We start from the raw sequence: 25,393 nt of genomic DNA on the forward strand, positions 1-25,393 counted from the left end.
GACGGTCAATCGGCGCTGCCAGGGTACGCAGGTCTCCGCCGGTCGTCGAGTGGACTACCAGGACATGTACGGCGTGCTACCCGCCCACACACCCCGATTTAGGGCCAAAGATCACCACATTTGTGGGCAGATCATGACAACGCGGAATGCCATCTGGAACTCCAGATTTTGGGGGCGGGTCGCCCGGCCCTGGCTCACCAGTTGGCGGGCAGGCCGGGCGTCGTGGGCGGCAGCGGATGGTCCGGCGGGTGGATGACGTACGCCACGCCGCCGCTGCTGGAGCTGCGCAGCCAGACGTTCTCGAACGCGGCCCGCGGATAGACGCGCCGCACCGCCGCGTTGCTCGCCGAGGCCGGGTCGTTGGCGATCACGTCCCCCGACTCGGTGAAGCCGACGATGGCCATCAGGTGGCCCTCGGTGCCGTACCCGGCGCCGGGCAGCTCGCTCTTCTTGAACGACTGCGAGGTGATGACCGGCACCCCCGCCTTGATCAGCAGCTCCAGCTCGGTCAGCGACCGCAGCCGGGTGACGAAGCCGTCCATGCCGTAGCGCCCGGCGTAGGCCGTGTTGAACGGCCAGTTGCCCGCGCCCCCGTAGGCGTGGTCGTAGACGTGGCGGGCGGCGTGGTCGACCTCCGGGTTCGGGTCGGACGGATCGACCCACGCGGTGTCCTGCTCGCTCGGCCACCTGCCCCAGTAGCCCAGCACCATGGTGGTCGAGGTCGGGCTGCACCACGCCTCGCCGCCGCCGTTCCACTCGGGGTAGTGGCCCTCGTGGACGTTCTGGGAGCGGCGCGGCACGGCCAGCTCCGTGCCCCACGCGCCGCCGCCGGGGCTGACCGGCACGGTCTTGCGCTCGGGCACGTTGGAGCTCATCACGCCGGACGTGCGCACGCGTGGCGTCACCGCCGAGCCCGGCCGCCGGTAGAGGGTCAGGCGCAACTGGTAGCCGCTCAGCGGCTTGCCCGCCGCCGCGACCAGCGTGTCCACGGCCACCGTGGCGTCCGCGTCGCCCTGGCCCGGCACCGAGGTGCGCATGATGTCACCCTCGGCGTAGGACCAGCGGCCCAGGGAGTACCACTTCGTCAGGCCCTCCGCGTTCCTGCCCCGCGCCTCGACCTGCATCCAGCTCCCCTGCGGCACGTCCGCCGTCCAGGACGCGATCAGCTCCGTCGCCCCGAAGCCGATCGCCTGCTCGGGGCCGGTCCAGCGGGCGTACTCCCAGGTCCGGGTGCCCAGCGCGTCGGTGTGGGACACCGTGCCCGCCGCCGCGCCGAACGCCAGCCCGTCACCGGCCGTCGTGCCCTCGGGGGTGCCGGCGGTGAAGTCGGCCCGCTGGAACACGACCTCCGGCACCACCCGCCCGGCCGCCTCCGCCTCCCGCCCGGCGGCACCGGTCTTCGGGCCCGCCGGGTCGGCGAAGGCCGCGGCCAGGAGGAGCGCGGTGGACAGGATCACGGACAGCCCGGGCATGGCCCCACCTTCATCGCAGGCACTCGACGCGCCCGACACTAGGCACCCCGGCCCACCTGGGCATCGGCAAATCTACGTATCGGCCCCGCAGCCCGCGCTGTGCGCCGTCCCGGCGCATCCGATCGCCTTCGTAGGCATGAACCCGGATGGGATGGTGACGATGCTCAGAACGTGAATCATTCTCCCCGGGAAGTGGGACATGCGGAAATACGTGATCATGGGTGTGCAGGGGAGCGGCAAGGGCACGCAGAGCACGCTGCTCGCCACTGACCTCGATCTGGTGCACATCAGCGTCGGCGACATCTTCCGCTGGCACGTCAAGAACCACACCAAACTCGGCGCCCAGGTCCGCCGGCTGGTGGCGGCCGGGGAACTGGTCGGGGACGACCTGGTGGCGGACGTCGTCAAGGACCGCCTCCAGCTCCACGACTGGAACTACGGGTTCGTCATCGACGGCTTCCCGCGCAACCGGCGGCAGGCGGAGTTCTTCCTGGAGAGCTACGACCTCGACGGGGTGATCCACCTCGACCTGCCGGACGACGAGGTGCGCCGGCGCGTCCTGGCCCGCCGCCTGTGCTCGCGCTGCGGCATGGACTACAACCTCATCGCCCACCGGCCCGAGGTGGAGGGCCGGTGCGACGTGTGCGGCGGGGAGCTGGTCACCCGGGCCGACGACACCCCGGACGCCCTGGCCCGGCGGCTGGCCGACTACCACGGCAAGATCGACCCGGTGATCGAGCTGTTCCGGCGCAAGGAGTACGTCATGACGGTGGACGCCCGGGAGGACAAGGCCACGGTCCAGCGCGCCATCCGCACCCGCTTCAACCTCCCGCCGTACCTGGGGTAGGAGGCGGGAGCGGGTACGGTGGCACGCAGCGGCCGCTTCCCGGGCGGGTGGTCAACAGGTGCGGAGCATGTTGAGCAGGGCCGTCCTCTCCTTGCGGGTCACGAAGAGGCGGTAGTGGTGCTTGACGCTGATCCACGAGGTGGCGTACCGGCACCAGTGGGCGCGGCGCTGCGGACGCCAGCTCTGGGGCCCCTGGCCGCCCTTGGCGATGTTGGCGGAGTGGCTGACCGTGATCAGCTCGGGCCGCCGCACGTCGTTGGCGAACGCCCGCCGCTTGGCCGGGCTCCAGCGCTTGGCCCCGGACCGCCAGGCGTAGGCGAGCGGCACCACGTGATCGACGTCCACCTGCTTCTCGCTCTTGAGCACCTTGCCGTCGTACGGGCTGTACCAGCGGCCCCTGACCGGATGGCAGGTCTTGTCCTTGCGCACCTGCCGCCCGTCGCGGGCCAGCACGTACTCCCGCGTGCTGCACGTGCCCTTGTGCCGCGCCCAGAGCGGCTGGAACCGCTTGCGGCTGTAGCCGCGGATCGATAACGGCTCGGCGACCTTGAGTTGCGTCAGCATGCGCCGGGCGAGGGCCGCCCCCTCGGCCTGCGACCGCTCGCGCGGCTCGGCCACCGCCCGCGGGGCGGTGAGGGCGGCGGTGATCGGGAGGAGCACGAGAGCCAGCACGGCGACGGCGGCTGCCCGCCTGAAGAAGATCAAGGTACGACCCATACCCAGCGGCATGCCCGCCCACAGCGGGATTCCCACATGCCAAGGGTCACTTGCCGAGCCGGCCCGGGAGGCGAGGAAACTCGGCGTCGCATGGTGTCGTGCCGGGCCAGTCGATCACCTGCCGCCCATCAGTGATCGGAAAGAGACCGCGCGGCGAGATTCTCAGGGATGCCATCCCGATGGGGGAGGATCGAGAGAGGACGGCTCCGATGAGGCGATGGGTGACGACGATGGCCGTCGGGGTGAGCGCCGCCGTGGTGCTCACCGGACTCGGCGGCGCCGCGCATGCTCAGGCGCCGCTGACCGGTCCGGCCGAGGCGCTCCGGAGTCAATTGGCGGAGAACCGTGGTGTGACCATGTCAGAGGTCACCACATGGTGGGAAGTCGGGGACAAGGTGAGTTACCGGAAGAAGATCCGGGCCGAGTTCGGCAAGGGCATGGTGACGGCCACCGACATCAGAGACGTCCCTTCCACCGACGTCCCGGAACCCGCCCCACGGTTCCTCACGTTCAAGGGACGGAGGTACTGCCAGGGCTGGATCTGTCCCGCCCCCGAGGGAAAGACCTGGGTCCTGTCTTCCGAGAAGGAGAAGATTCGTCCCTTCCTGGAGTCCGGTGGAATCGACCTCGCCAATCCAGACACTTTGCGCGCAGTTCTGGCGACGGCCGAGGCCAGGCACGCCGGAGGGGTCTATGACGGCACTCGCACCACCGTTTACCGGGGGACGCTCACCTTCGGCGAGCTCTACAAGGTGTCTCCCGCGTTCCGCGACCAACACGGCGGGAAAGCGCCAACCGGGAAATACGCCAAGAAAGAACTCTCGTGGCGGCTGTGGCTGGGAAGGGACCAACTGGTACGAAGGGTCCGGACATCCTGGCCCGAACGACTCGGTCAGCGCCTGATCACCAACCTCCGCGACGCCCGACTGACCGGCTGGGGCGCCAAGACCGACATCGCCGTGCCCTCCGACGACGAGACGGCGGGACGGGACGATTGGAGAGACTCCCCGGCCTGAACTCTGCCGCCGATCGATGAGTCCCCACGTCGATGACCGGCGCCTCCTGGCATCCCGCTCCCAAGGGAAGCCGGTCAACCAGGCCGAGCGGCCTTTCGCCTGATCAACCAGCAGGTGGAGGCCGGTGAAGTCGCCGCCGCGCGCCGGCGCTGCGGATGGAGTCGTCAAGGTCCGGCCGGTGCCGTCCTTGCATCAGCCAATCAGCAAGATGCTCGGTGAGCACATGCAGCGCCGCCACGGCGGCCGTCACCAAAGCGGCGTCGGGAGGATCATCTCCCTCGGCCAACTCCAGGGCTCGTCTCAGATCGCCGATCTGCCGGGAGAACGCGTTTCCCGTCTCCCGCCCGAGGGAGAACATCGCGATCTCGGCCTTCAACACGTTGACCGTCCAGTTCTTGCTGTCGGTTATGTGCGGCAGCGCAGTGCCGTTGTCGAGCGATCGAGTCAGCTGTGTATCGATGTCGGCCAAGAGCACGAAGAACTCGATCGCGCTCGTCCGGGCTTCGATCTCAAGCGCGACTCGTCTCTCGTGGCGTCGCGTCGCCACGACCACGCCCCACGCGGTCATCGCCGCCACGATGCCGCCGATGATCGCGGACAAGGCCCCCTGCAACAGATTGGCCCACCAACCTTGCATACGTATCACTATGGCGACGGCCCGGAGGCCGGCCAACACGCGGCGGGCCTCCGGGCGGGGTTCTCGCTTGTCAGCCGCTACTTGGCCAGGTGGCGGCTGATGACCAGGCGCTGGATCTGGTTGGTGCCCTCGAAGATCTGCATGATCTCCGATCCCACGACATGCCACCTGGGAAACCGAGTCGATCATGTGGCTCAGCAGGGATTACGCTTGCGGACGCTTCGCATCGCTTGTCGCTGGTTTCGGTGCTCCCACGGAACAGGAACGGAACAAAGGAGGAGGTCGCCCCATGGCGATGCACGAGAAGGACTCAGGGCTCAGGCTCACCACAGTCGACAGCATCATCGACCGCGGATACGTCCAAGCCCACCTACTCCCGGGGAAACAGTTGGGAACCTATGACCTTAAGCGATGCGGTCGTGACATTCATGAAGGACCAGCACGATCCGTCCGTGAAACCCCGAGGTAGGACTCCAGTGCCTGCTTGATGACCTCGTACGGCGTGTAGTCGAGCTGTCGTGCGTGCTCATGGAGCCATACTTCCAAGTCGAGAGGGAGGTACTTCGACCGGTTGTCGAGGTTCTCCAGCTTGGTGACCCAGCGGCAGTTGTCGGGCGAGTAGCCGAGATCATTGTCGATTCGGTCGAGTTCCTTGCCTTCGACATAGCCGTGCCCCATTGCCCAGTCCCGGAATTTCTCGAAGCTGTCGGCCCACTCCGTGCAGACCGTGATCCCCCGTCCGGAGTAACGATGGGCTCCCCTGATGTTGGGGTTGGAGCAGCGCTGCTTCATAGCAGACCAGCTCCGGTAGAGCGGTGTCCCAGACTCACCGTGGGTGCGGCGCCTGGTCCGCCGGCTCTCGGTGTCGAGGCATCCGCAGCTTCGCGTGTTGGTGCTGCGCACGCTGCTCCATCGGAGCTCCTTTCGGGTCCGGTCGTGGCAGGAGCATTCGACCAGGACCCAGCGCTCGCTTCCTCGCCCAGAGAGCGCCGGTCGGAGGTCCAGCACCTCCACGACTGTCAGGCGTCCGGAAGTGAACCCGACCCTGGCACCACGGCCAGGGCGCGGAAGCGCCTCACTCCCGCCGGTCGGCGTCGCTGAGGTCGTCATGAGATTTGCTCCCTCTCAGCGCGCAGGGCTTCGAGGGCCGCTCGGATCACGGAATAGGTATCGACGTTATCCGCGGCGGCACGTGCCTCAAGCGCTTCGTGGAGTGGCATTGGGAGATACCTGGCACGGTTCAGTAGGTTCTCCAGATCAGTGACCCATCGGCAGTTGCCGGGCTCGTACCCGCGGTCGTTGTTGATCCGGTCGATGGTAAGACCGTCTGCGTAGCCGTTCTCCAAGGCCCATGCCTCGAATGCACGGAAGTTCTTCCAGCCTGGATCCACCGTTATCCCGCGGCCGCCATAACGCTTCCACTTCTCAGAGGTTGGGTTTGAGCAGCGCTCGCGCATGTTCGCCCAGATCCTATGAAGCCGGTCATAGGACTTCCCGTGATAGCGGTAGCGGTCGTATGTCTGCTGGCGGCCCTTCCATACGCGCTCTACGTGAATCCTCGCCTCGGGGTCTCCGTCGGGGCTGATGTAGCAGAAACCGCATGCTGCGGTTTTGCGCCGCTCCAGATCGTCCTCCCGGACATCGTCTTCCCATCCGCAGCCAGGGCCTGTGCATCGCAGCCGTACGAAGTAACGGTTGCGCATCTGGGATTGCCCGCTGCGACCCGGCACCAGCCGGGGAAATGGAACCGAGACGACCTCGAAGATCCCCAGATGTGTACCTATCGGCAGAGGTGTGCGGTTTCGCGCTGGCATCGGGTCCGTTCCATGGGCTTGGGGGCGGAGGAGATCCGCTGACACTATCGGCCAGCTCCGACAATTTCTCCCCCTCCGATCGAAGATGCTGGAACCGGGGGTTACGTTCCGATCTCGTACCTAGCCGACGCCGGACGCAGGTCCAGGGGTCCTGTTACTCCGCGACAGTGGTCCGGCCGTGACGTTCGCAAACATGAGCCTGATCCGGGCTCTTGCTCCCCCTTCCCTGACTCTCGCGAGATCTACTGTCGGATGCTGTTCGACAAGCGCCGACCTTCCGTTTTTTCAGGCGGACCGATCATCCTGCTCAGCTGATCGCCACCCTGGTCAGATGCGTGTAGAAGGTGGCTTGGATGCGTCGGCGTGCGGGGACGTTGCTGTCAACCCTGCTGTCACCTCGGCCAGAGATATCCGGTGGCAAGGCCCGACGTAGGAGGGCCGCGGCAGCCGATCGCCCCAGCCGCCTACGGGGAGGTCCGAAGTCAGCGATCGTCACGGCCTCCGCCGCGAACATCCCCTTACGAGTGAAGCGGGGACCCATGGTCGAGGGCCGGCGCTGCTGCCCAATCGTGTGACGGCGTACGGGACGATCAGGCTGTGCGAGGCGGCGCGGCAGCTTGAGCGTCGGTTGGTACGGCGCATCCGGCCGCAGAATCCCCAACTCATGTCCCCGGAACTCTGCGGCCGTGCTCTAGCGGCGGCGCTGCAACACCTTGATAACCCGGTCCAGCACCTCTAACGCAGCTTGACGCCTGTACTTCTTCCGCGACCAGATAGCAGGGAGCACTACGGCTCCCAAGAGGACGCATACGACCCCGAAAATCAGCGCCATAGAAGTCATGCCAGACACCACCGTGCGACTAGCGTTGACGGCTTCCTGAACTATGAGCGCATGGCTCTCCCCCGGCCAGACGCCAGAATCGCTCAAGACGACAACTTGCCGTAATCTGTTGAACAAGTGCACCTCCTAGGGTGTGCCTGCTTGAGGAAATGACGGCCTCCCGTTGCGAGCGGGGGGCCGTCGTCTTTGCGACGACCCTCGCCGTCTCCTGCTCCACGCTGGCAGAGTCAGGGAATGAGGCCAATGTAGCGCGAGAGCGGCGCTGGCGGGCGCCTAGACGCCTGCGCGACGTACGCTGCGCTACCTGGCCTTCCACACAAGAGAAGGTCGAAAATGGGGCATCTATTAGACCTTTCTCTCTCGCCGAAAAAGGCCCACTCATTCCAAGATGCTATCCGAATAGGTGTCGATAATATTCGGCACAACAAGCCACCCGCTGACGTCATGTCCGAACCAGGACGACCAGCAACGAAGCCGGATCGAATGAGATTGGAATGCGCATCTATCCCGCAAAAGGCCGCCGCGTCGCGACCTGAACACCACACTTTCGGCATGCCGACACACCACCTGCCCGCCTTTCGATCTCGGCATTAATCCAGGTGCGCAACTCTCAGATTTAATCCGAGAGAGACAAGTTTCGCGTATTGCAAGTGACGGCGCCAGCAAACCTGAGTGATGGCATCACCAGGAATGCGCTACGCAACGTGATCCGGACCGCCTCGGCATGTTCCACGACCCGCCGGTCAGTGACGAGATCAGGCACTCAGCCGCATCGGCGACCCGCCACCGAAGTCGTCCTGTCACTCGCGAGGCTGGTCCGGTTCTCTCGTACGGACGGATAGTCACGCCTTGACACAGAATGGCCGCCGCCCGTACGGCCCCGTCCCTCCACGCGGTCCGGTTCCCGCGCGGTCCGGTTCCCGCGCGGTCCGGTTCCCGCGCGGTCCGGTTCCCGTGCGGTCCGGTTCCCGTGCGGTCCGGTTCCCGTGCGGTCCGGTTCCCGTGCGGTCCGGTTCCCGTGCGGTCCGGTTCCCTCCCCGGCCCTGTCATACAAGCCCCGGACCACTCGCTGCTTTCGGGACGCTGCTTCGGCTGTCCTGTCCGGTGTCCCGTCCGGTGTCCCGTCCGGTGTCCCGTCCGGTGTCCCGTCCGGTGTCCTGCCCGGTGTCCCGTCCGGTGTTCCATCCGGTGTTCCATCCGGTGTCCTGCCCGGTGTCCCGTCCGCCGCTTCCGGTGTCCCGTCCGGTGTCCTGCCCGGTGTCCCGTCCGGTGTCCCGTCCGGTGTCCTGCCCGGTGTCCTGCCCGGTGTTCCATCCGGTGTCCCGTCCGGTGTCCCGTCGGCCGCTTCCGGTGTCCCGTCCGGTGTTCCGTCCACTGCTTCCGCACGGTCCGGTTCCCGGACGGTCCGGTCCCCGCACGTACGGTCCGGTTCCCGGACGGTCCGGTCCCCGCACGTACGGTCCGGTTCCCGCGCGGTCCGGTCCCCGCACGTACGGTCCGGTTCCCGCGCGGTCCGGTCCCCGCACGTACGGGCGGTCCGGTCCCCGCACGTACGGTCCGGTTCCCGCGCGGTCCGGTTCCCAGACGTACGGTCCGGTTCCCTCGTCTGGCTTCGTCTAACTCTTCGCATGAGCCCTCTGACAGAGTTGCAGGGCCTCAGCCCCTAGCCGAACCGATGGCGGCCGGAGGCGGTCGGTGCATCGGCATACGATCAAGCAGGACTGGCCAGGAGAACCGTCCTCGGTCACTATGCGTAGCACCCGTGAGCCGTAGATGCAGCAACACGCGTACCGTCTCATAGCAGTGAGCGGCTCTCTTCTGGGCGTCAAGAACGCCCATAGCGAGCCATCGGATTGCTGCTCCGGACCGAGCCGATATGCCCCACCTCTCCTGAAACCTCAACGAGGCGGAGTGAGCAAGTAACTCGGACAAGCTGGACGTGTCGGCCCGGGACGGTGAGGCAGATCTCATGCCTACGCAGGCTCGTAGCTGTCGTGGTCTTGTATGCAATCACCAGATTGGAGGACTTGATCAAGGAAGTCAGGATGCCCAAGCCCCCCTCCCCTGAGCCATCGAACGATCGGCCGGCCTCTGCGTAGAGACGCCCATGCTTGAGTCAGCGGAGCCAATTGGCGGGTCGGCAACCTGATGAGTGTGTGACGAACATCACAGATCAACTTGCTCTCCTGGAGGGCTCCGGCAGAGGCTTTGACGCCCGCCAGGGTCCTCGCAAGTGGCTGGATATCGAGCGCGGGCGGCGCTGGCTGCGACCGGCCGGAGAGCCGCAGCGCGGCCAGCGATCGCCCGACGCGCGGCAGGCCGCCGCAGGCGGGCTGCCCTTGAATGACGTGGAGAGAAGTTGCTTTCTGGTCTGGCCGGAGCTGTGTCTGCTGAGGTTTGAGCTACTAGTGGTGGGGCTGGGCGGTGGTCCAGATGCGGGTGAAGCTGGTGAGGTAGGTGCTTGCCGGTCCCTGGTCGTTGGTGTTGGTGAGGTGCAGGACGGGGGCGTTGGCGGCCGGGGTGGCGTAGGCGTGGGTGTTGATCAGGAGTTGGTCGTCTGCGCGGTAGAGGGAGTTGTAGAGGATCGTGCGGTGGAGCCGGAGTTCCACCCCATGAACGTCGAGTAGAGGGCGGTACAGCGTGAGGGCGTTCTTGACGCGGGCCGCCATCACCTCGGCGCCGATTCCTTCGTCGACTCCCCTTGCGGCGACTTCTGGGCTGTCGGGGTCGCCGAGGAGGATGCGGACCTGGACGCCGGCTTCGGCCCGTTCGGTGAGGATGCGCTGGGTAGCGTGGTCTTCGGCGAGGAAGAGGGCGCTGTAGGCGAGGATGTCGATCTGCTTCGTGGCGGTGGTGAAGTGGGTGCGCCAGGTCGTCTGGGGGATGGCCCAGCGATGGGGGTAGATCGTGTGGATGCCCTCGGCGAGTGCCCGGCGTTTCGGGGCGGCTTCTGGCCATAGGTCGACTTCGTCCACGTTGAGGAGGTCGGCGACGGCCCAGCGGTGGCGGGGGTAGGGGATGCGGCCGTTGAGCCATCTGCTGACGGTCTTGGGGTCGACGGCCAAGGCGGCGGCGACGTCAGTGGTGTTGAGGCGGGCTGCGGCCAGCGCGTAGCGGAGGTTGTTGTTCATGACCGGCCTGCTCCTCTCGCAGTACGACCCTGTGCTGCGACGTTAGCATTAGACGTCCCTAGACGTCCCTGAGTTGCGGTGTTCTCGACCCAGGCCGCGGAGTCAAGCTCGACGCACGGAACCGCACGGGACGTCGGGGAGGGTGAGAGTGCACAAGAGCCAGAGCATCAAGGAGCAGCAGCGGGCGTACGCGAAGAGGCTACTGGTCGCGCTGGGCGAGCAGCTCGGCGAACGGGGCGTCACACACGTACTGGTCGTCGCCCAGGATGGGCGGCCGGCGCTGGAAGTGACGGACAGCCAGTGCCGGGTGCGGCGGGTGTTCGTGCACCTGCCGTTCTGCTGGTTCTACTGGGGTGATCAGCAGGACGAGCGGGTGTCGTTCCTGAGGATGGCCACTGCGGTGGACCGGATCGAGGAGGCCGCGCGGGAGGGGTGGGCGGATGGTGAGCAGGGAGACCTGCGGGTTGACCTGGACAAGCTGCTTGATGCCTACCGTCGCTGAGCCGATGAGTGCGGGGGGATGGCTGACCGGCGGGCGGGTCTTCGTGCGGATCGCTGATCGGATGCGGGAGCGGATTCGGTCGGGTGAGTTCGCCCCCGGTCAGGTGCTGCCCTCGGAGGCGGAGCTGTGCCGGGAGTTCGGGGTGGCGCGGAACACGGTACGGCGTGGGTTGGCGATCCTGGAGGAGGAGAGGCTGCTGGTCACGGTTCCGTCCAAGGGGCGCGTGGTGCTCGGGGAAGGCGCGGCTGCCTCGTATCGGTATCGGCTGATCGCTGGGTGGTTGCGGGAGCGGATCGAGCGGCGTGAGTTCGCGCCGGGGGATCTGCTGCCGAGTGAGGCCGCGTTGCGGCGGCGGTTCGGGGCGTCGCGAAACACGGTTCGGCGGGCCCTGGCTCTGCTGGAGCAGGAAGGGCTGGTGGCGGCGGAGCATGGCCGGGGGCGTTTCGTCCAGAAATGGGACCCGAGGACGTCCCAGGACGTCTAGCCTCGCCATGGCGTTATCCGCCGACCGCCATGCCTATCGTGAGCTGCATGGTACATACCGAATGGGCATATGGCGTGGCCAAAGGCCTGCTGGAGACGACGTTGCCCCGGCGGTGGGCGCACACTCAGGGGGTCGCTGAGCAGGCCGAGTCCCTGGCGGTGGTCCTCGGTGCGGACACCGACATGTTGATCGCCGCCTGCCTGCTGCATGACATCGGCTACGCCCCTGATCTGGTCGACACCGGCATGCACCAGCTCGACGGTGCCCGCTACCTTCGCGACGTGGCCGGGGCGGATGAGCGGTTGTGCCGGCTGGTGGCGTACCACTCGTGTGCGGACAACGAGGCGCGGCAGCGGGATCTGCTCGATGTGCTGGCCAAGGAGTTCGATCAGGAGCGGCCGGACCTGGCGCGGGCGCTGACGTACTGCGACATGACGACCGGCCCGGACGGCAGGCACGTGGACGTGCTCGACCGGCTGGCCGAGATCCACTCCCGGTACGGGCCCGAGCACGTGGTGGGCCGGTCGATCACGGACGCCACCCCGTGCATCGTGTCCTCGGTGCGATCGGTGGAGGCGGCGCTATCCGATGTACGGCAGGCCGGCGCCGGTTAGGTAGTGCTCCATCCGCATCCGCATCGACCGGTCCATCGGCAGAGACAGGACCTCGTCCCGGGGCACCCAGCGGACCTCCCGGGACTCCTCGCTCGGGGTCGGCTCGCCTCCGATCTCGCGGCCGGTCAGGACGATGGAGAACTCTTGGCGGACCTCGCCGTCGGAGGTGTAGAGGATCACGTGCCGGGGGTCGCTGTAGGTGCCGACCAGGCCGGTGATCTCACACCTGATGCCGGTCTCCTCCGCCGTTTCGCGGACGGCCGCCTCTGGGATGGATTCGCCGAGGTCGATGGCGCCGCCGGGCACGGCCCAGTTTTCGTTGTCGCTGCGGCGGATCATCAGGACGTCCCCGGCCGTATTGATGACGATGACGTTCACGGACGGCACCAGGCTGTTCGGCTCGGGCGCGGTGGGGTCGTCGTAGAAGTCGATGCGCTTGGCCATGGTCAGGACTCCACCGGGACGGCTGCGGCCCAGACCTTCTCGAAGCTGTCGGCGTAGGTGGTGACCATCTCGCCGCCGGCCACCCTGCGCAGATGCAGCACGGGCGCATTCCCGGCACGGGTGCCGTACACGTGCATGTTGATCAGGTAGTCGTCATCGGCCCGGTAGATCGAGTTGTACAGGATCGTCTGGTGGAGCCGCAGCTCGAAGTTGTCCAGTCCAAGAAGCGGCCGGTAGAAGACCAGCACGCTACGGATCTGCGCGGCCATGCCATCCCCGACACCCTCGTCCTGACCCCGCTGCGCGACCTCGGCACAGTCCGGATCGCCGAGCAGGATGCGCACCCGCACACCCGCCCGCGCCTTTTCGCCGAGCAGGCGCACCATTGCGGCGTCGTCGGCGAGGAACAGCCCGCTGTAGACCAGGACGCCGATCTCCTGGGACGCGGCGGTGAACAGACGTCCCCACGTGTCCCGGGGGACGGCCCAGCGGTGAGGATAGATCGCCAGGACCTCGCTCTCGGACGCGGCGACCACCTGCTCGCGGGACAGGGCCTGCGGCCACAGGTACGTCTCGTCCACACCCAGGTACGAAGCCGTGGCAAAGCGGTGCTTACGGTACGGCTCGCGACCCTTGGTGATCCACCGCTCGACCGTCTTGGGATCGACCTCGATCGCTTCGGCCAGGTCCGCGACGCTCACGCCCTTCTGCAACAGCGCCGCGCGTAGCCGTTCGTTCGCCATCTCACCTGCTCCCAAGGACGTCCGGGGACCTGGCCATCGTAGGCCGGACGTCTTGAACATGTCCCGTCGTGTAGTGATCTCGTCCTAACGCTGCGTCGCATCCTCGGTTGCACAACGCCACAACGGCACCGACCGAAGGAGGAGATGCACTTATGAACATCGAGATCACGATCCTGGGCGAGACGCCCGCTTGCGAGTGCGGCAACGCCTTGGCCGAGGGACAGACCCGCTGCTCCAAGTGCCTGGGGCGGGATCGCTGGGCGCGTAAGGAACGGGCCAGGAACCGGCGCGGCCGGCGGCGCTCGGGGAGTCGGCGTCCCCCGCGCGCCCCTCGCGGTCTGGCTGAGGCGGGGGTGAGCTGGTCATGACCGCGATTCCCCTGATCATCGCCGGGCTCTTCGGCGTCGCGCTGCTCGTTGGGTACGTGATGGTGCTGGTCGGCATCCGCCGGGAGGACAAGCGGCTGAGCCTGCGTCAGGCGCCGGACGGGGCGTCGGCGTCGCTGGCGCGGAAGGTCACCGGCTGCTACGTCCGGAACGGCGTGTCGTGGACGTAGCCAACTGCTCCTCGACCTTCGCCAGGCGCACCGACAAGTCCTGGACGGCGGCGCGCAGCTCGGCCACCTCGTCATCGCGAGCCGGCGGCGGCTCCTCGGCCTCGCGGACGAACACGCCCTTGCCCTGCTGGCCGATCACCAGGCCCTCGTTGCGCAGGATGCCGACGGCCATCTTCACCACCGAAAGCGAAGCGTCGTACTGCTCGGCCAGTTGCGCGGTGGACGGCAACGGGGTTCCGGGCGCCAGAGAGCCGCCGCGGATCTGCGCGCGGAGATCGTCGGCGATCTGGAGGTAGCCGGGACGCCCGGTGTTCTTGACCATCGCCGTCCATCACACCACGAAAGTTCGACCAAGCCAACCGAGAGCACATTGACAACCAAGCCAACTAGGTTAACTATGTTGGTGAACGACGAAAGAGGAGGTCACAGACCATGCGTTCCGTCCCGATCCCTGTGGATGTCAGCAAGCTCGCCATCACCTGCGTCAAGGCCCCGCGCCCGCGGGTCCTCAACAAGGACACCGGCGAGATCAAGACCGACAAGAACGGCAACACCGTCTACGAGGTCACCGTCTCCGTCGAAGACGAGTTCGGCCGCATCGAACTCGTCAAGATCGGCATCACCGGCGAACCGCCCATCAGCGTCGGCGACCAGGTCAACGCCATCGGCCTGCTCGGCTACGTCTGGGAGATCGCCGGCCGATGGGGCATCGCCTACCGCGCCAACGCCCTGCTCCCCGTGCGGGAGGCCGCCGATGCGTGACGCGCTGGACGTGCTCGCAGTCCTGGCCGCTCTCGCGGCCGGGGCGTGGGCCTGGCGCCGCTACCACTACCCGTCCTTCTGGCTGGTCCTCGGCTTCCCGCTGGTGGCCCTGTCGGTACGGGCGTCCTGGCGGCGGGTCGCCCTCGGCTGCAACCTGACCAAGAAACGGCAACGCTGGTGGTTCACCACCGTCCCAGGGGCGATCGCCTCCACCGGCCTGGTCAAGGTCCGCCGCCGCTTCCAGCGGGTCGCCGTCGACACCAAGCCGTTCATGTGGCTGCCCCTGCCGACCCGGCACGGGTGGCGCGTGACCGTCCACACCTTGGAAGGTCAGACACCCGGCGACTACGCCGATGCCGCCGAACGCCTCGCCCACTCCTGGGGCGTCCATGCGATACGCGTCTCCTCACCCGGGCCTGGCCGGGTGGTCCTCATGGCCACCATGCGCGACCCGCTGGTCAAGGTCGACGAACTCCCGCCCTCATCCGAACTGCTCAAGGTCACCGTGGGACGCCTGGAGACCGGCAAGCCCTGGACTATCGACTTCCGCACCGTGCCGCACTGGCTCAACGCGGGCGCAACGCAATCCGGCAAGTCCAACCTCGCCAACGCCCTGATCGTCGGGCTGGCCCCGCAACCCGTGGCCCTGGTCGGCTTCGACCTCAAAGGCGGGGTCGAGTTCACGCCCTACAGCCCGCGCCTGTCCGCGCTGGCCACCTCACGCGCCGAATCAGGCGTACTGCTTGATGACCTGGTCGGCCTGATGGTCGAACGCATGGGCCTGTGCCGCCAGGCCGGTGCCCGCAACATCTGGCAGCTCCCGCCCGGCGTCCGCCCGGTCCCGGTCGTGGTCCTGGTCGACGAGCTGGCCGAGCTGTACCTGATGGCCGACAAGTCGGAAAAGGACGAGATCGCCAAGACCTCAACGGCGCTGCTGCGAGTCGCCCAGCTCGGACGGGCGTTCGGCATCTACCTGTTCTGCTGCGGCCAGCGCATCGGCTCCGACCTCGGCCCCGGCGTCACCGCCCTACGCGCCCAGTGCTCCGGCCGCATCTGCCACCGCGTCAACGACCCCGAGACCGCCACCATGACCCTCGGCGACCTCGACCCGGCCGCCCTGGTCTCGGCTCGCGCCATCCCGGCCGAGACACCCGGCGTGGCCATCGTCGCCAGCCAGGACGGCCAGTGGTACCGCGCCCGCTCCTTCTACGTCACCGAGCAGACCGCCGAACACGCCGCCCGCACCCACGCCCACCTCACCCCGACCTGGGACGAGATCACCGCCCACCTACCTCAGCCCATCAACGCCTGAACCACGAAGGGAGGAACGATGCGACGCTTCGCCTGCCGACTACTCGACACCGGCCCGGTCCTCGTCCTGGCCGCCATCGCGGGTGCCGGATCGTTCACCCACATCCGCGACACCGCCAGCCAGCACGGCCAGACCGGCTGGATGTCCTGGGCCGTCGCCGTCTGCATCGACCTGACCTGCGTCATGGCCGCCCGCGAACGCCAACGCGACAAGAAGCACAGCCGACCCCGGCCCGGCCGCCTCACCTGGCCCGTCCTCGTCCTGACCGGCGGCATCGTCCTGTCCCTGGCCGCCAACCTCGCCCAAGCCGACCCGACCATCTGGGGCTGGATCACCGCCGCCACCCCGGCCGCCGCCTTCCTCATCGCCATCTCGATGCTCGAACGCCGTGCGGCGAGACCCGCACGGTCCGTCACGTCAGTGGCGTCGTCGTCGTCCGTTCTGGCCTCGTCCACGACCCCGGAACTTGTCCCACACCATGCCCAGGACGAGGACCGCGGCCAGCAAGAACGGAACGGCGACCTCGCGCCCGCGCTCGTCGACTACGCCCGCCGTGTCGCCGACGACCACCACGCCAAACATGGCAAGCCCATCACCTGTGACGCCCTACGCACCCACCTGGGCGTGTCCAGCCAACTCGCCTCCGACCTTCTATGCGCCCTGCGCACCGCCTGAAAGGAGAACCGACGATGACCACCAACCACCGCACCGCCTTCATCAACGGCCTGCTCGACCTGGCCGCCTTCCTCGAAGCCCACCCCGACGTCCCCGTACCGCCCAGCGTCACTGTCCACCACTTTCCCGGCCAGGCCAGCGACGCCGACCAGTGTGCCGAGATCGACCAGATCGCCGCCTTCCTCGGCTCGGAGATCGACCACGAGGATTCGCCGTACGACCACCACGCCACCTCGCGCCTGTTCGGCCCGGTCGAATACCGCGCCGTCGCCATCCTGGCCGCCGCCCGCGCCCGCTACGACGCCGAAACCAGCTACCGCGGCTGCATCGAACCCGCCTCTTGAACAGGAGAACCGACCATGCGCATCCGCATCGACGGCACCCGAGCCGAGATCGTTGACGCCCTGTTCCGTCTACGCCTGCACTTCACCGTCATCGGCGTCTCACGCGCCTACCCCGACCGCGCCCGCCCCCACCACTGGCGCGTCTACCTCACCACCACAGCCCGAGACAGGAAGCAGCCGAGATGAACGAGGTGCTCCACTACCGCTGCTGCACCTGCCACGGCACCGGCATCGACTCCGACGACGCCCGCTGCCGCGACTGCGACGGCACCGGCATCGACAACCACGGCGCCTAACAGCGCAGCGCCCCCGGCCTGGCCGCACATCCGCCAAGACGACTGCCAGGTCGAGGGCCATCCCTTCACCCGGACGAGCGAAAGGAGGACACCATCTTGCCCACAACCCACGCCACCGCGCACGCCAAAGCGGGCATGATCGCCCGACTCAACCACCCCGACTACGACCGCTGGGCCGCTCAGGTCCGCAACACCGGCGGCTGCCGCCAGCCCATCCACCTACGCGGCAAGATCGACCACTACGACCGCGCCACCGGCCAACTCCTGCACCGCTACACCACCAAGCACGAGCCCGACGGCATCCTGCGCGTCCCGTGCAAGACCCGCCGCGCCTCCCGCTGCCCTGCGTGCGCCGAGACCTACCGCGCCGACACCTACCACCTCATCCGCGCCGGCCTCGTCGGCGGCAAGGGCGTCCCCGAAACCGTCACCAGCCACCCGACCCTGTTCGTCACCCTCACCGCGCCTAGCTTTGGAGCGGTCCATGCACGGCATGAGAAGAACGGCAAGCCCGCGCCCTGCCGCGCCCGCCGCGACGCCCAGGAGTGCCCACACGGGCGCGTCATATCCTGCACCGAACGGCACAGCAAGGACGACCCGCGTCTCGGCGAACCACTCTGCCCCGACTGCTACGACTACACCGGCTCCGTCCTGTTCAACGCCCTGGCCCCGCTGCTGTGGAAGCGGTTCGCCGACTCCGTACGCCGCCACCTCGCCAAACTCGGCGGACTCCTCCTCAAGGAACTCCGCCACCACCTCACTCTCTCCTTCGCCAAGGTCGCCGAATACCAGCGACGCGGCGTCGTCCACTTCCACGCCGTCATTCGCCTCGACGGCCCCGGCGGCCCCGAGGCACCGCCACCACCCTGGGCCACCACCGCCGTGCTGACCCAGGCCATCCAGCACGCCGCCAAGGCAGTCTCCGCCAAGGCCCCCGCCTACGCCGACCAGCCCGAACGAGCTCTGCGCTGGGGCGACCAGCTCGACATCCGCCCCATCACCCTGGACGGTGATCTCACTGACCAAGCCGTCGCCGGCTACATCGCCAAGTACGCCACCAAAGCCGCCGAATGCGTCGGCACCTTCGACCGCCGCATCAACCCTCTAGACAACCTCGACGCCTACAACCTGCGCGACCACGCACGCCGCCTCATCACCACCTGCCTACATCTCGGCACCGAACCCGACCTGGCTGACCTCCGCCTCGCCGACTGGGCCCACATGCTCGGCTTCCGCGGCCACTTCTCCACCCGCTCCCGCCACTACTCCACCACCCTCGGCGAACTCCGAGCAGCGAGAGAGCGCTTCGTTCACACCGAAGAGGTCACCCACGGACGCCTGCCCTTGTTCGACGAAGACACCGTCCTCGTCATCAGCGAATGGCAGTACGCAGGCAAGGGCCATTCCCTCGGGGACCAACTCCTCGTCGTCGCCATCACCGGAGGGTGCATATGAGCACCCTCGCCAAGCTCTGGACAGTGGAGGACGTAGCCACCTTCCTCGGCGTCCCGATCGCCACGCTCTACCAATGGCGCCACCACCGCACCGGCCCCAGAGGCCACAGAATCGGCCGACACCTGCGCTACGTGCCCGAGGACGTCATGTCCTGGGTCCAGGACCAGGAGTAGCCCATGGCCTTCGTGAAGGACCTGTGGACCAAGACAGTCCGGGACCAGGACGGCAAGCCGCGGAAGGTCAAGACCGCACGCCACGGCAAGGGCAAGCGCTGGCTCGCCGTCTGGGTGGACCCCGACGGCAACGAGCGCTCGACCGCCTACGACCGCAAGGCCGACGCCGAGCGCAAGATCGCCACCATGGGCGCCGACATCGCCCGCGGCGACTACATCGACCCGAACGCCGGCAAGGTGCTCTTCGGCGAGTTGGCCGAACGCTGGCTCGCTTCGCGCATCGTCGATCCGGCGACGAAGATCCGTTACGAGTACATCCACCGGCTCCACGTCGCGCCGGCCTTCGCCAAGCGCCAGGTGAAGACCATCAAGCCGTCGCACGTACAAGCGTGGATCAGTGACCTGAGCAGTCGCTTCGGCACCTCGACCGTCCAGACGGCCTTCCTCGTCCTCCAAGGCGTCTTCAGCCTCGCCGTCGCCGACGAGGTCATCAAGCGCAGCCCCGCCAAGTCGCCGGTAGTCCAGGTGCCCAAGCGTGCTGGCGAAGAGATCACCGCGTGGTCGGACGAGAGGGTCAACGCGGTGATCGACGCCCACCCTGTGCTGTTCCGCCTGCTGCCCATGATCGGGGCCGCCTGCGGGCTGCGGCAGGGGGAGCTGTTCGGCCTCGCCCTGGAGGACTTCGACTTCGAGGAACGTGTCCTCCGGGTACGTCGGCAGATCAAGAAGCTCGGAACCAACCACGTCTACGCCCTGCCGAAGAACGACCGGGAGCGCGTCGTCCCACTACCTGACTGGGCGGCCGAGGCAGTCAAGCGGCACGTCTCGGTCTACCGCCCGCTGGTCTGCTCCCTGCCCTGGGAGAAGCTGGACGGCAAGCCGCGCACCCACAACCTGCTCTTCCGCTGGACGGACGACCGCCACATCAGGTCCCGTACCTACAGCGAGATCGTATGGAAGCCCGCACTCGTCCAAGCGGGGGTGATCCCGCCACCCGGCAAGGACTCCCGCCAGCGCAGGCGCTACGTCACCTCCCGCAAGGAGGGCCTGCATCAGCTCCGCCACTACTACGCGAGCGTCATGTTGGCCGGCGGCGTCTCGGTCAGGGAACTCGCCGAATACCTCGGCCATGCCGACCCAGGATTCACTCTCCGCGTCTACGCCCACCTGATGCCCGGCTCCCACGATCGCGCCCGCAAGGCGATCGACGACCGCCTGTTCCGTCCACGCGAGGTCTCCCACGGAACAGGCACGGAACAGTGATCATCTAGACGCCCGATCCCCACACAGAGAACCCCGCCTCCCACCACAGGGAAGCGGGGTTTCCGCATGTCAACGGCTACTTGGCCAAGTGTCTGCTGATCACGAGCCGCTGGATCTGGTTCGTCCCCTCGAAGATCTGCATGATCTTGGCTTCGCGCATGTAGCGCTCCACCCGGAACTCCCGGGTGTACCCGTACCCGCCCAGCACCTGCACCGCGTCCGTGGTCACCTTCATCGCGGCGTCCGTGGCGACCAGCTTGGCGACGCTCGCCTGGCGGCTGTACGGCAGGCCCGCGTCGCGGCGGCGGGCCGCGTCGAGGTACGTGGCGCGGGCGCTGTCCACGGCGGCGGCCATGTCGGCGAGGAGGAAGCCGAGGCCCTGGTGGTCGATGATCTTCTTGCCGAAGGTCTGGCGCTCCTTGGCGTAGGACACGGCCTCGTCGAGGGCGGCCTGGGCCAGGCCGGTGGCGCAGGCGGCGATGCCGAGGCGGCCCGCGTCGAGGGCGCTGAAGGCGATCTGCAGGCCCTGGCCCTCCTCGCCGATCAGCCGGTCGGACTCCAGGACCGCGCCGTCCCAGTGGGCGCTGGTGGTCGGGATCGCGTGCAGGCCCATTTTCTCCTCCGGGCGGCCGAAGGTGAGGCCGTCGGCGGAGCCCGGGGCGAGGAAGCAGGAGACGCCGCGCGAGCCGGCGCCGGTGCGGGCGAACAGGGCGTAGAAGTCGGCGATGCCGCCGTGGGTGATCCACGACTTGTTGCCGGTGATCCGGTAGCCGGTCTCGACGCGTTCGGCCTTGCAGGTCAGCGCGCCGGCGTCGGAGCCGGCCTGGGGCTCGGAGAGGCTGTAGCCGCCGATCAGGCGGCCGGCCAGCATGTCGGGCAGCCACCGCGCGCGCTGCTCCGGCGTGCCGAACGCGGCCACCGGGTGGCAGGCGAGCGTGTGCACGCTGGTCGCCACCGCGACGGCCGCCCACCGCATCGCCAGCTCCTCGATCACCTGGAGGTAGACCTCGTACGGCTGCCCGCCGCCGCCGTACTCCTCCGGGTAGGCCAGGCCGAGCAGGCCCGCCGCGCCCAGCGTGGCGAACAGCCCCTCCGGGTACGTCTCCGCGCGCTCGTGCTCGTCCACCCGGCGCGCCAGCTCCTTGTCGGCGATCTCCCTGGTCAGCTCGATGAGGTCGGCGGCGTCGCGGTCGGGCAGCAGGCGGTCGACTGTCACGGTCACTCCTGAGTGGGGGTGAGGCTTTCCATGGCTTTACGGGCCCGTTCGCGGAATTCGGCGACCCGGGCGAGTTTGATGTCCTCGTACCCGCGGATGACGTCCGGCAGCCCCGCGATCTCCTCGACCCCGGCGGCGGTCTCCGGGGTGAGGCGGGACAGGGCCGTGCGCATCAGCGCGCGGTACTCGGTGACCAGCTCGCGCTCGACCCTGCGCACCTCGGCCCGGCCGAACAGGTCGAACGACGTCCCGCGCAGCACCCGTGCCGCCCGCAGGCCGCGGAACAGCACGCCGGCCGAGCGGCCCACCTTGATCTTGCGCTTCATGCCCATCGCGCGCAGCACCGGCGGGTGCAGCAGCACCGACACGACGGCGTCCGCGCCGAACTCGCGCTCGCGCCGGGCCACCTCGGCGGGGTCGAGGTGGAGGCGGGCGACTTCGTACTCGTCCTTGTAGGCCATGAGCTTGTGCAGGCCGCGGGCGTAGGCCAGGGCGATCGCGGTGCCCGCCGGCTCGCCGGCCCGCTCGACCGCCAGGTCCCGCACGCGGCGCACGTCGTCGGCGTACGTACGGGCGTAGGCGGCGTTCTGGTAGCCGGTCAGGTCGGCCACCCGGGTGGCCACCACGTCGTCCAGCCCCCGCTCCTGCGGCAGCGGGTCGTCGAGGCCCAGGGCCTTGCGCACCGCCTCCGGGTCGGACACGACGGCCCTGCCCCAGCGGAAGGCGGCCAGGTTCTGCTCGACGGCGGCCCTGTTCAGCTCGATGGCGCGCTCGATCGAGGCGGCCCCGACCGGCAGGCAGCCGTGCTGGTAGGCGGCGCCGAGCAGCAGCAGGTTGGCCGGCATGTGGTCGCCGAACAGCGCCTCCGACAGCGCGTGGGCGTCCACGCCGTGCTGCTCGCGGGTGGCCGACGCCACGCGCGCCACCGCGTCGGCGTGCCCGGGGACGGGGACGCGCCCGGTCACCATGGCGGCGGTGGGCACGACGGAGGTGTTCAGCACGGCGACCGTGCGCTCGGGGGAGGCGACGGCCAGGGTGGCGTCGGCCGCCGCGCCCAGCACGTCGAACCCGATGAGCACGTCGGCCCCGCCCCGCGAGGCGCGGACGGACCCGGCCGGCGCCCGCCGCCCGATCCGCACGTCGCTGACCACGGGGCCGCCCTTCTGCGCGAGCCCGGTCTGTTCGAGCCCGGCCGCGTGCAGCCCGTCGAGGTGGGCGGCCATCTGCAGGATCTGCGAGACGGTGACGACGCCGGTGCCGCCGATGCCGGGCATCCGGATCAGCACCTCCTCGGCGCGGGACGGCGCCGGGTCGGGCGGCTCCACGGGGAGCGGGGGCGGCGTGCGCCGCTCTTTCCTGGTGCCCGGCTCGACCAGCAGGAACGAGGGGCAGTCGCCCTTGAGGCAGCTCAGGTCGGAGTTGCAGGACGCCTGGTGGATGCGGGTCTTGCGGCCGTACTCGGTCTCGACCGGCTGCACGGACAGGCAGGTGGAGACGTCGCCGCAGTCGCCGCAGCCCTCGCAGACGCGCTCGTTGATGACGACCTTCCGGACGGGCGTGGGCAGCTTGCCGCGCTTGCGCAGCCGCCGCTCCTCGGCCGCGCACCGGTCGTCGTGGATCAGCACGGTCACGCCGCCCAGCGCGGCCAGCTCCTTCTCGACCTCGGGGAGGTCGTCGCGATGGCGGACGGAGGCGATCGGCGCCAGCCGCACCCCGCGGTACGTCTCGGGCTCGGGCGTGGTGACCACGATCCGGCGCACGCCCTCGACGGCCAGCTCGTGGGTGAGCGCGGGCACGTCCAGCCGGCCCTCCGCGCGCTGCCCGCCGGTCATGGCGACGGCGTCGTTGTAGAGCAGCTTGTACGTCATTGACACCCCGGCCGCGACGGCGGCCCTGATCGCCAGCGAGCCGGAGTGGTGGAAGGTGCCGTCGCCCAGGTTCTGCACGAAGTGCCGGTCCTCGGTGAACGGCGACAGCCCGATCCACTGGGCGCCCTCGCCGCCCATCTGGGTGATGCCGACCTGGGTGCCGCGCCCGTGCCCGTCCAGCGCGATCATCGCGTGGCAGCCGATGCCCACGCCGACCAGGGTGCCGTCGGCGGTGCGGGTGGAGGTGTTGTGGGGGCAGCCGGAGCAGAAGTACGGGGTGCGCGCCGCGACCACCGGCAGCAGGCCGCGCCGCCGGGGCTTCCTGGGCGGTTCGAGGCCGAGGCAGGCGGCGATGGCGGTGGCGACGTCCTCGGCGCCCAGCGTGCCCCGGGCGGTCAGCAGCTCGCGGCCCACGACGTCCGGCACGCGCGCGCCGCCGTACAGGGCCTGCTTGAGCTGCCCCTCCAGGAACGGCACCTTGTCCTCGACCACCAGCACCTTGTCCAGCCCGGCGGTCAGGGCGGCCAGCTCGTCGGGCGCGACGGGGAAGGGCATGCCCAGCCTGATCAGCCGGATCCCGGCCGCGTCGGCGTCGAGGCCCAGATCGCGCAGCGCGCGCTCGACCACGGTGTACGTGGCGCCGGAGGCGAGCACGCCCAGCGCCGTGTTGGCCGCGCCGGACACGACCCGGTTGAGGCCGTGGGCGCGGGCGTACGCGCGGGCCAGGTCGAGGCGGCGGGTGAGCATGTCGTGCTCGGCGTCGAGGGCGGCCGGGCCGAGCAGGATGGGCGCCGGGCCCCTGGCGCCGCCCTCGGGCGCCGGGATGCCGGCGCGCAGCGGGCCGAGGTCGACCGTGGCGGAGGCGTCGGCGATGTCGGCGACGATCTTCAGGCCCACCCAGAGGCCGCTGGCCCGCGACATGGCCACCGCGTGCAGGCCGTACTCGATGATCTCCGCGACCGTGCCGGGCGCCAGCAGCGGCATGGACAGGCTCTGGCACATCGGCTCGCACGAGCTGGGCAGCGTGGAGGACTTGCAGCCGGGGTCGTCGCCGATCCAGGCCACCGCGCCGCCGAGCGGGGCCGTGCCGGCCACGTTGGCGTGCCTGATGGCGTCGGCGGCCCGGTCGAGGCCGGGGTTCTTGCCGTACCAGAAGCCCGTCACGCCGTCGTGGCGCCTGCCCGGCACCTGCTCCAGCAACTGCGTGCCGGCCACCGCCGTGGCGGCCAGCTCCTCGTTCAGGCCGGCCTGGAAGACCACGCCCGCCTCCTCCAGGAAGCGCCTGGCGCGGCCCATCTCCAGGTCCACGCCGGCCAGCGGCGAGCCCTGGTAGCCGGTCACGTACGCCCGCGTGTCCAGGCCGCGTGCCTCGTCCAGGCGGCGCTGCTCCAGCGTCAGGCGGACCAGGGCCTGGATGCCGGAAATGAGCACCCGGCCGTCGTGCGCCGTGTACTTGTCGTCGAGCGACACGGGGGCGGGAGACTCGCTCACGCTCACGCGGACCTCCTGGGCGTCATACGTGCTCGATGGTGATTTCCAGCACAGCAATCGGGGCATGTTGTGCGCAAGTATTAGATGAGAAAGCATGCCAAAGACGCAAACAATGTGAGTTCATGGGCTGCGAGCATGACGTTATTTGCGCCTGAAGGAGGCGTTCTCCGTGCCTGACGTGGACGAGATCGATCACCAGGTGCTGCGGCTCCTGAGGGAGGACGGACGCCGGACGTTCTCCGAGATGGCCGAGCGTATCGGGCTGTCGGTGGCGGCGGTCAAGCGGCGGGTCGACCGGCTCAGGGAGATCGGCGTGATCACCGGGTTCAGCGTGCAGATCGACTACGCCAAGCTGGGGTGGGGCATCGAGGCGTTCACCGAGCTGCGCTACCCCGGCACGACGCCGGTCTCCGAGATCATCCGCACGGCCGCGGACGTGGCGGAGGTGCAGGAGGTGTTCACCATCGCCGGCGATCCGGACGCGCTGCTCCACGTACGCGTGCGGGACCTCGGGCACCTCCAGCAGGTCATCGACCGGCTGCGCCGGGCGGGGGACGTCACGGGGACGAAGACGCTGCTGGTGCTGGGCTCGTGGACGCGGGACGCGCCGGTGCCGTGACAGGCTCACCGGCCGGGCCGCCGGGCGTCGTGGCAGCCCTCGCTCGGGGCGTCGTGTCAGCCCTGGCTCCGGGCATTGCGTCAGCCGGGTCGCCGGCGGTG

At 68.7% G+C, this 25,393-nt stretch carries 26 protein-coding genes; 15 read left to right on the forward strand and 11 right to left on the reverse strand.

The window, feature by feature from the left end:
- Positions 1-194 precede the first annotated feature (194 nt).
- Positions 195-1,472 (reverse strand): C39 family peptidase, encoded by a 1,278-nt coding sequence (locus tag IO39_RS24395; protein WP_043627563.1) that lies wholly within the window; start codon positions 1,470-1,472, stop codon positions 195-197.
- A gap of 199 nt (positions 1,473-1,671) precedes the next feature.
- Here IO39_RS24395 and IO39_RS24400 point away from each other — a divergent pair, with 199 nt between their 5' ends.
- Positions 1,672-2,319: an adenylate kinase family protein gene (locus IO39_RS24400; protein WP_043627565.1), complete on the forward strand. Its 648-nt coding sequence runs from the start codon at positions 1,672-1,674 to the stop codon at positions 2,317-2,319.
- Positions 2,320-2,370: 51 nt separating this feature from the next.
- Here IO39_RS24400 and IO39_RS24405 read toward each other — a convergent pair whose 3' ends face one another.
- Entirely contained in the window at positions 2,371-3,036 is a 666-nt protein-coding gene (locus IO39_RS24405) for an HNH endonuclease family protein (RefSeq protein WP_043627568.1), read from the reverse strand.
- A gap of 221 nt (positions 3,037-3,257) precedes the next feature.
- On the opposite strand from IO39_RS24405, the gene IO39_RS50910 reads away from it, so the two are divergent.
- Positions 3,258-4,052 carry a hypothetical protein gene (locus IO39_RS50910; RefSeq protein ID WP_052423313.1) on the forward strand — a complete coding sequence of 265 codons (795 nt, stop codon included), beginning with the start codon at positions 3,258-3,260 and terminating at the stop codon, positions 4,050-4,052.
- A 103-nt stretch (positions 4,053-4,155) separates the two neighbouring features.
- Here the strand turns inward: IO39_RS50910 and IO39_RS24415 are convergent, their stop codons facing one another.
- The 4 genes from IO39_RS24415 to IO39_RS24430 form a co-directional block, all read right to left on the reverse strand.
- Positions 4,156-4,689, reverse strand: coding sequence for a hypothetical protein (locus IO39_RS24415; protein ID WP_157548834.1), 534 nt, complete (start codon positions 4,687-4,689; stop codon positions 4,156-4,158).
- A gap of 426 nt (positions 4,690-5,115) precedes the next feature.
- Positions 5,116-5,481, reverse strand: a complete 366-nt coding sequence (locus IO39_RS50915; protein ID WP_052423314.1) for a hypothetical protein — start codon at positions 5,479-5,481, stop codon at positions 5,116-5,118.
- Positions 5,482-5,795: 314 nt separating this feature from the next.
- On the reverse strand, positions 5,796-6,392 hold the full coding sequence (locus tag IO39_RS54735) for a hypothetical protein (protein WP_157548836.1): 597 nt from the start codon (positions 6,390-6,392) through the stop codon (positions 5,796-5,798).
- Positions 6,393-9,749: 3,357 nt separating this feature from the next.
- Positions 9,750-10,475 (reverse strand): helix-turn-helix domain-containing protein, encoded by a 726-nt coding sequence (locus tag IO39_RS24430; protein WP_052423315.1) that lies wholly within the window; start codon positions 10,473-10,475, stop codon positions 9,750-9,752.
- Between the two features lie 142 nt (positions 10,476-10,617).
- On the opposite strand from IO39_RS24430, the gene IO39_RS24435 reads away from it, so the two are divergent.
- From IO39_RS24435 to IO39_RS24445, 3 genes are read left to right on the forward strand one after another with little or no spacing between them, the layout of a single operon-like run.
- Complete coding sequence (locus tag IO39_RS24435) at positions 10,618-10,977, forward strand: hypothetical protein (RefSeq protein ID WP_157548838.1); 360 nt, start codon at positions 10,618-10,620, stop codon at positions 10,975-10,977.
- Positions 10,961-11,461 carry a GntR family transcriptional regulator gene (locus IO39_RS24440; RefSeq protein ID WP_245642187.1) on the forward strand — a complete coding sequence of 167 codons (501 nt, stop codon included), beginning with the start codon at positions 10,961-10,963 and terminating at the stop codon, positions 11,459-11,461. Before IO39_RS24435 ends, IO39_RS24440 begins: the two co-directional genes overlap by 17 nt.
- 47 nt (positions 11,462-11,508) lie before the next feature.
- On the forward strand, positions 11,509-12,075 hold the full coding sequence (locus IO39_RS24445; protein ID WP_043627577.1) for an HD domain-containing protein: 567 nt from the start codon (positions 11,509-11,511) through the stop codon (positions 12,073-12,075).
- Here the strand turns inward: IO39_RS24445 and IO39_RS24450 are convergent.
- Positions 12,043-12,519 carry an NUDIX hydrolase gene (locus tag IO39_RS24450; protein ID WP_043627579.1) on the reverse strand — a complete coding sequence of 159 codons (477 nt, stop codon included), beginning with the start codon at positions 12,517-12,519 and terminating at the stop codon, positions 12,043-12,045. The genes IO39_RS24445 and IO39_RS24450 overlap by 33 nt on opposite strands.
- Positions 12,520-12,521: 2 nt before the next feature.
- Entirely contained in the window at positions 12,522-13,262 is a 741-nt protein-coding gene (locus IO39_RS24455; protein WP_043627581.1) for a helix-turn-helix domain-containing protein, read from the reverse strand.
- A 364-nt stretch (positions 13,263-13,626) separates the two neighbouring features.
- Here IO39_RS24455 and IO39_RS24460 point away from each other — a divergent pair, with 364 nt between their 5' ends.
- Positions 13,627-13,818, forward strand: coding sequence for a hypothetical protein (locus IO39_RS24460; protein ID WP_043627583.1), 192 nt, complete (start codon positions 13,627-13,629; stop codon positions 13,816-13,818).
- On the opposite strand, the gene IO39_RS24465 is transcribed toward IO39_RS24460, so the two are convergent.
- Positions 13,778-14,140: a GntR family transcriptional regulator gene (locus IO39_RS24465; protein ID WP_043627585.1), complete on the reverse strand. Its 363-nt coding sequence runs from the start codon at positions 14,138-14,140 to the stop codon at positions 13,778-13,780. The genes IO39_RS24460 and IO39_RS24465 overlap by 41 nt on opposite strands.
- Positions 14,141-14,250: 110 nt before the next feature.
- Between IO39_RS24465 and IO39_RS24470 the strand changes: the two genes are divergently transcribed.
- The 8 genes from IO39_RS24470 (at position 14,251) to IO39_RS24500 (ending at position 20,098) form a co-directional block, all read left to right on the forward strand.
- Entirely contained in the window at positions 14,251-14,580 is a 330-nt protein-coding gene (locus IO39_RS24470; protein WP_043627586.1) for an SCO3933 family regulatory protein, read from the forward strand.
- Positions 14,573-15,892: an FtsK/SpoIIIE domain-containing protein gene (locus IO39_RS24475; protein ID WP_043627588.1), complete on the forward strand. Its 1,320-nt coding sequence runs from the start codon at positions 14,573-14,575 to the stop codon at positions 15,890-15,892. The genes IO39_RS24470 and IO39_RS24475 overlap by 8 nt, the downstream gene beginning before the upstream one ends.
- 18 nt (positions 15,893-15,910) lie before the next feature.
- Positions 15,911-16,567 carry a DUF2637 domain-containing protein gene (locus tag IO39_RS24480; RefSeq protein ID WP_043627590.1) on the forward strand — a complete coding sequence of 219 codons (657 nt, stop codon included), beginning with the start codon at positions 15,911-15,913 and terminating at the stop codon, positions 16,565-16,567.
- 14 nt (positions 16,568-16,581) lie between these two features.
- Positions 16,582-16,911, forward strand: coding sequence for a hypothetical protein (locus IO39_RS24485; protein ID WP_043627592.1), 330 nt, complete (start codon positions 16,582-16,584; stop codon positions 16,909-16,911).
- A gap of 15 nt (positions 16,912-16,926) precedes the next feature.
- Entirely contained in the window at positions 16,927-17,097 is a 171-nt protein-coding gene (locus IO39_RS54740) for a hypothetical protein (RefSeq protein WP_157548840.1), read from the forward strand.
- A 245-nt stretch (positions 17,098-17,342) separates the two neighbouring features.
- Positions 17,343-18,662, forward strand: coding sequence for a replication initiator (locus tag IO39_RS24490; protein ID WP_043627750.1), 1,320 nt, complete (start codon positions 17,343-17,345; stop codon positions 18,660-18,662).
- Positions 18,659-18,835 (forward strand): helix-turn-helix transcriptional regulator, encoded by a 177-nt coding sequence (locus IO39_RS24495; RefSeq protein WP_043627595.1) that lies wholly within the window; start codon positions 18,659-18,661, stop codon positions 18,833-18,835. The genes IO39_RS24490 and IO39_RS24495 overlap by 4 nt, the downstream gene beginning before the upstream one ends.
- 3 nt (positions 18,836-18,838) lie before the next feature.
- A complete protein-coding gene (locus tag IO39_RS24500) occupies positions 18,839-20,098 on the forward strand; it encodes a tyrosine-type recombinase/integrase (RefSeq protein ID WP_043627597.1) in 1,260 nt (419 codons plus the stop codon).
- A 76-nt stretch (positions 20,099-20,174) separates the two neighbouring features.
- Here IO39_RS24500 and IO39_RS24505 read toward each other — a convergent pair whose 3' ends face one another.
- The gene (locus tag IO39_RS24505) at positions 20,175-21,314 is read right to left on the reverse strand and encodes an acyl-CoA dehydrogenase family protein (protein WP_043627599.1); all 1,140 of its coding nucleotides are present in this window, start codon (positions 21,312-21,314) and stop codon (positions 20,175-20,177) included.
- Between the two features lie 2 nt (positions 21,315-21,316).
- Complete coding sequence (locus IO39_RS24510; RefSeq protein WP_211267148.1) at positions 21,317-24,679, reverse strand: indolepyruvate ferredoxin oxidoreductase family protein; 3,363 nt, start codon at positions 24,677-24,679, stop codon at positions 21,317-21,319.
- A 163-nt stretch (positions 24,680-24,842) separates the two neighbouring features.
- Here IO39_RS24510 and IO39_RS24515 point away from each other — a divergent pair, with 163 nt between their 5' ends.
- Positions 24,843-25,292, forward strand: coding sequence for an Lrp/AsnC family transcriptional regulator (locus tag IO39_RS24515; protein WP_043627753.1), 450 nt, complete (start codon positions 24,843-24,845; stop codon positions 25,290-25,292).
- Positions 25,293-25,393 lie beyond the last annotated feature (101 nt).

The sequence above is a fragment of the Nonomuraea candida genome (assembly GCF_000725485.1).
GTDB lineage: Bacteria > Actinomycetota > Actinomycetes > Streptosporangiales > Streptosporangiaceae > Nonomuraea > Nonomuraea candida.

What these genes read in the sequence shown, in the direction of transcription:
- IO39_RS24450 (WP_043627579.1), bottom strand. Translation starts at nt 12,519, where the DNA reads ATGGCCAAGCGCATCGACTTCTACGACGACCCCACCGCGCCCGAGCCG.
- IO39_RS24475 (WP_043627588.1), top strand. Translation starts at nt 14,573, where the DNA reads ATGCGTGACGCGCTGGACGTGCTCGCAGTCCTGGCCGCTCTCGCGGCC.
- IO39_RS24455 (WP_043627581.1), bottom strand. Translation starts at nt 13,262, where the DNA reads ATGGCGAACGAACGGCTACGCGCGGCGCTGTTGCAGAAGGGCGTGAGC.
- IO39_RS24400 (WP_043627565.1), top strand. Translation starts at nt 1,672, where the DNA reads ATGCGGAAATACGTGATCATGGGTGTGCAGGGGAGCGGCAAGGGCACG.
- IO39_RS24460 (WP_043627583.1), top strand. Translation starts at nt 13,627, where the DNA reads ATGACCGCGATTCCCCTGATCATCGCCGGGCTCTTCGGCGTCGCGCTG.
- IO39_RS24445 (WP_043627577.1), top strand. Translation starts at nt 11,509, where the DNA reads ATGGTACATACCGAATGGGCATATGGCGTGGCCAAAGGCCTGCTGGAG.
- IO39_RS50915 (WP_052423314.1), bottom strand. Translation starts at nt 5,481, where the DNA reads ATGAAGCAGCGCTGCTCCAACCCCAACATCAGGGGAGCCCATCGTTAC.
- IO39_RS24415 (WP_157548834.1), bottom strand. Translation starts at nt 4,689, where the DNA reads ATGCAAGGTTGGTGGGCCAATCTGTTGCAGGGGGCCTTGTCCGCGATC.
- IO39_RS24465 (WP_043627585.1), bottom strand. Translation starts at nt 14,140, where the DNA reads ATGGTCAAGAACACCGGGCGTCCCGGCTACCTCCAGATCGCCGACGAT.
- IO39_RS24395 (WP_043627563.1), bottom strand. Translation starts at nt 1,472, where the DNA reads ATGCCCGGGCTGTCCGTGATCCTGTCCACCGCGCTCCTCCTGGCCGCG.
- IO39_RS54735 (WP_157548836.1), bottom strand. Translation starts at nt 6,392, where the DNA reads ATGCGCAACCGTTACTTCGTACGGCTGCGATGCACAGGCCCTGGCTGC.
- IO39_RS24495 (WP_043627595.1), top strand. Translation starts at nt 18,659, where the DNA reads ATGAGCACCCTCGCCAAGCTCTGGACAGTGGAGGACGTAGCCACCTTC.
- IO39_RS24480 (WP_043627590.1), top strand. Translation starts at nt 15,911, where the DNA reads ATGCGACGCTTCGCCTGCCGACTACTCGACACCGGCCCGGTCCTCGTC.
- IO39_RS24485 (WP_043627592.1), top strand. Translation starts at nt 16,582, where the DNA reads ATGACCACCAACCACCGCACCGCCTTCATCAACGGCCTGCTCGACCTG.
- IO39_RS54740 (WP_157548840.1), top strand. Translation starts at nt 16,927, where the DNA reads ATGCGCATCCGCATCGACGGCACCCGAGCCGAGATCGTTGACGCCCTG.
- IO39_RS24440 (WP_245642187.1), top strand. Translation starts at nt 10,961, where the DNA reads ATGCCTACCGTCGCTGAGCCGATGAGTGCGGGGGGATGGCTGACCGGC.
- IO39_RS24500 (WP_043627597.1), top strand. Translation starts at nt 18,839, where the DNA reads ATGGCCTTCGTGAAGGACCTGTGGACCAAGACAGTCCGGGACCAGGAC.
- IO39_RS24405 (WP_043627568.1), bottom strand. Translation starts at nt 3,036, where the DNA reads ATGGGTCGTACCTTGATCTTCTTCAGGCGGGCAGCCGCCGTCGCCGTG.
- IO39_RS24490 (WP_043627750.1), top strand. Translation starts at nt 17,343, where the DNA reads ATGATCGCCCGACTCAACCACCCCGACTACGACCGCTGGGCCGCTCAG.
- IO39_RS24430 (WP_052423315.1), bottom strand. Translation starts at nt 10,475, where the DNA reads ATGAACAACAACCTCCGCTACGCGCTGGCCGCAGCCCGCCTCAACACC.
- IO39_RS24470 (WP_043627586.1), top strand. Translation starts at nt 14,251, where the DNA reads ATGCGTTCCGTCCCGATCCCTGTGGATGTCAGCAAGCTCGCCATCACC.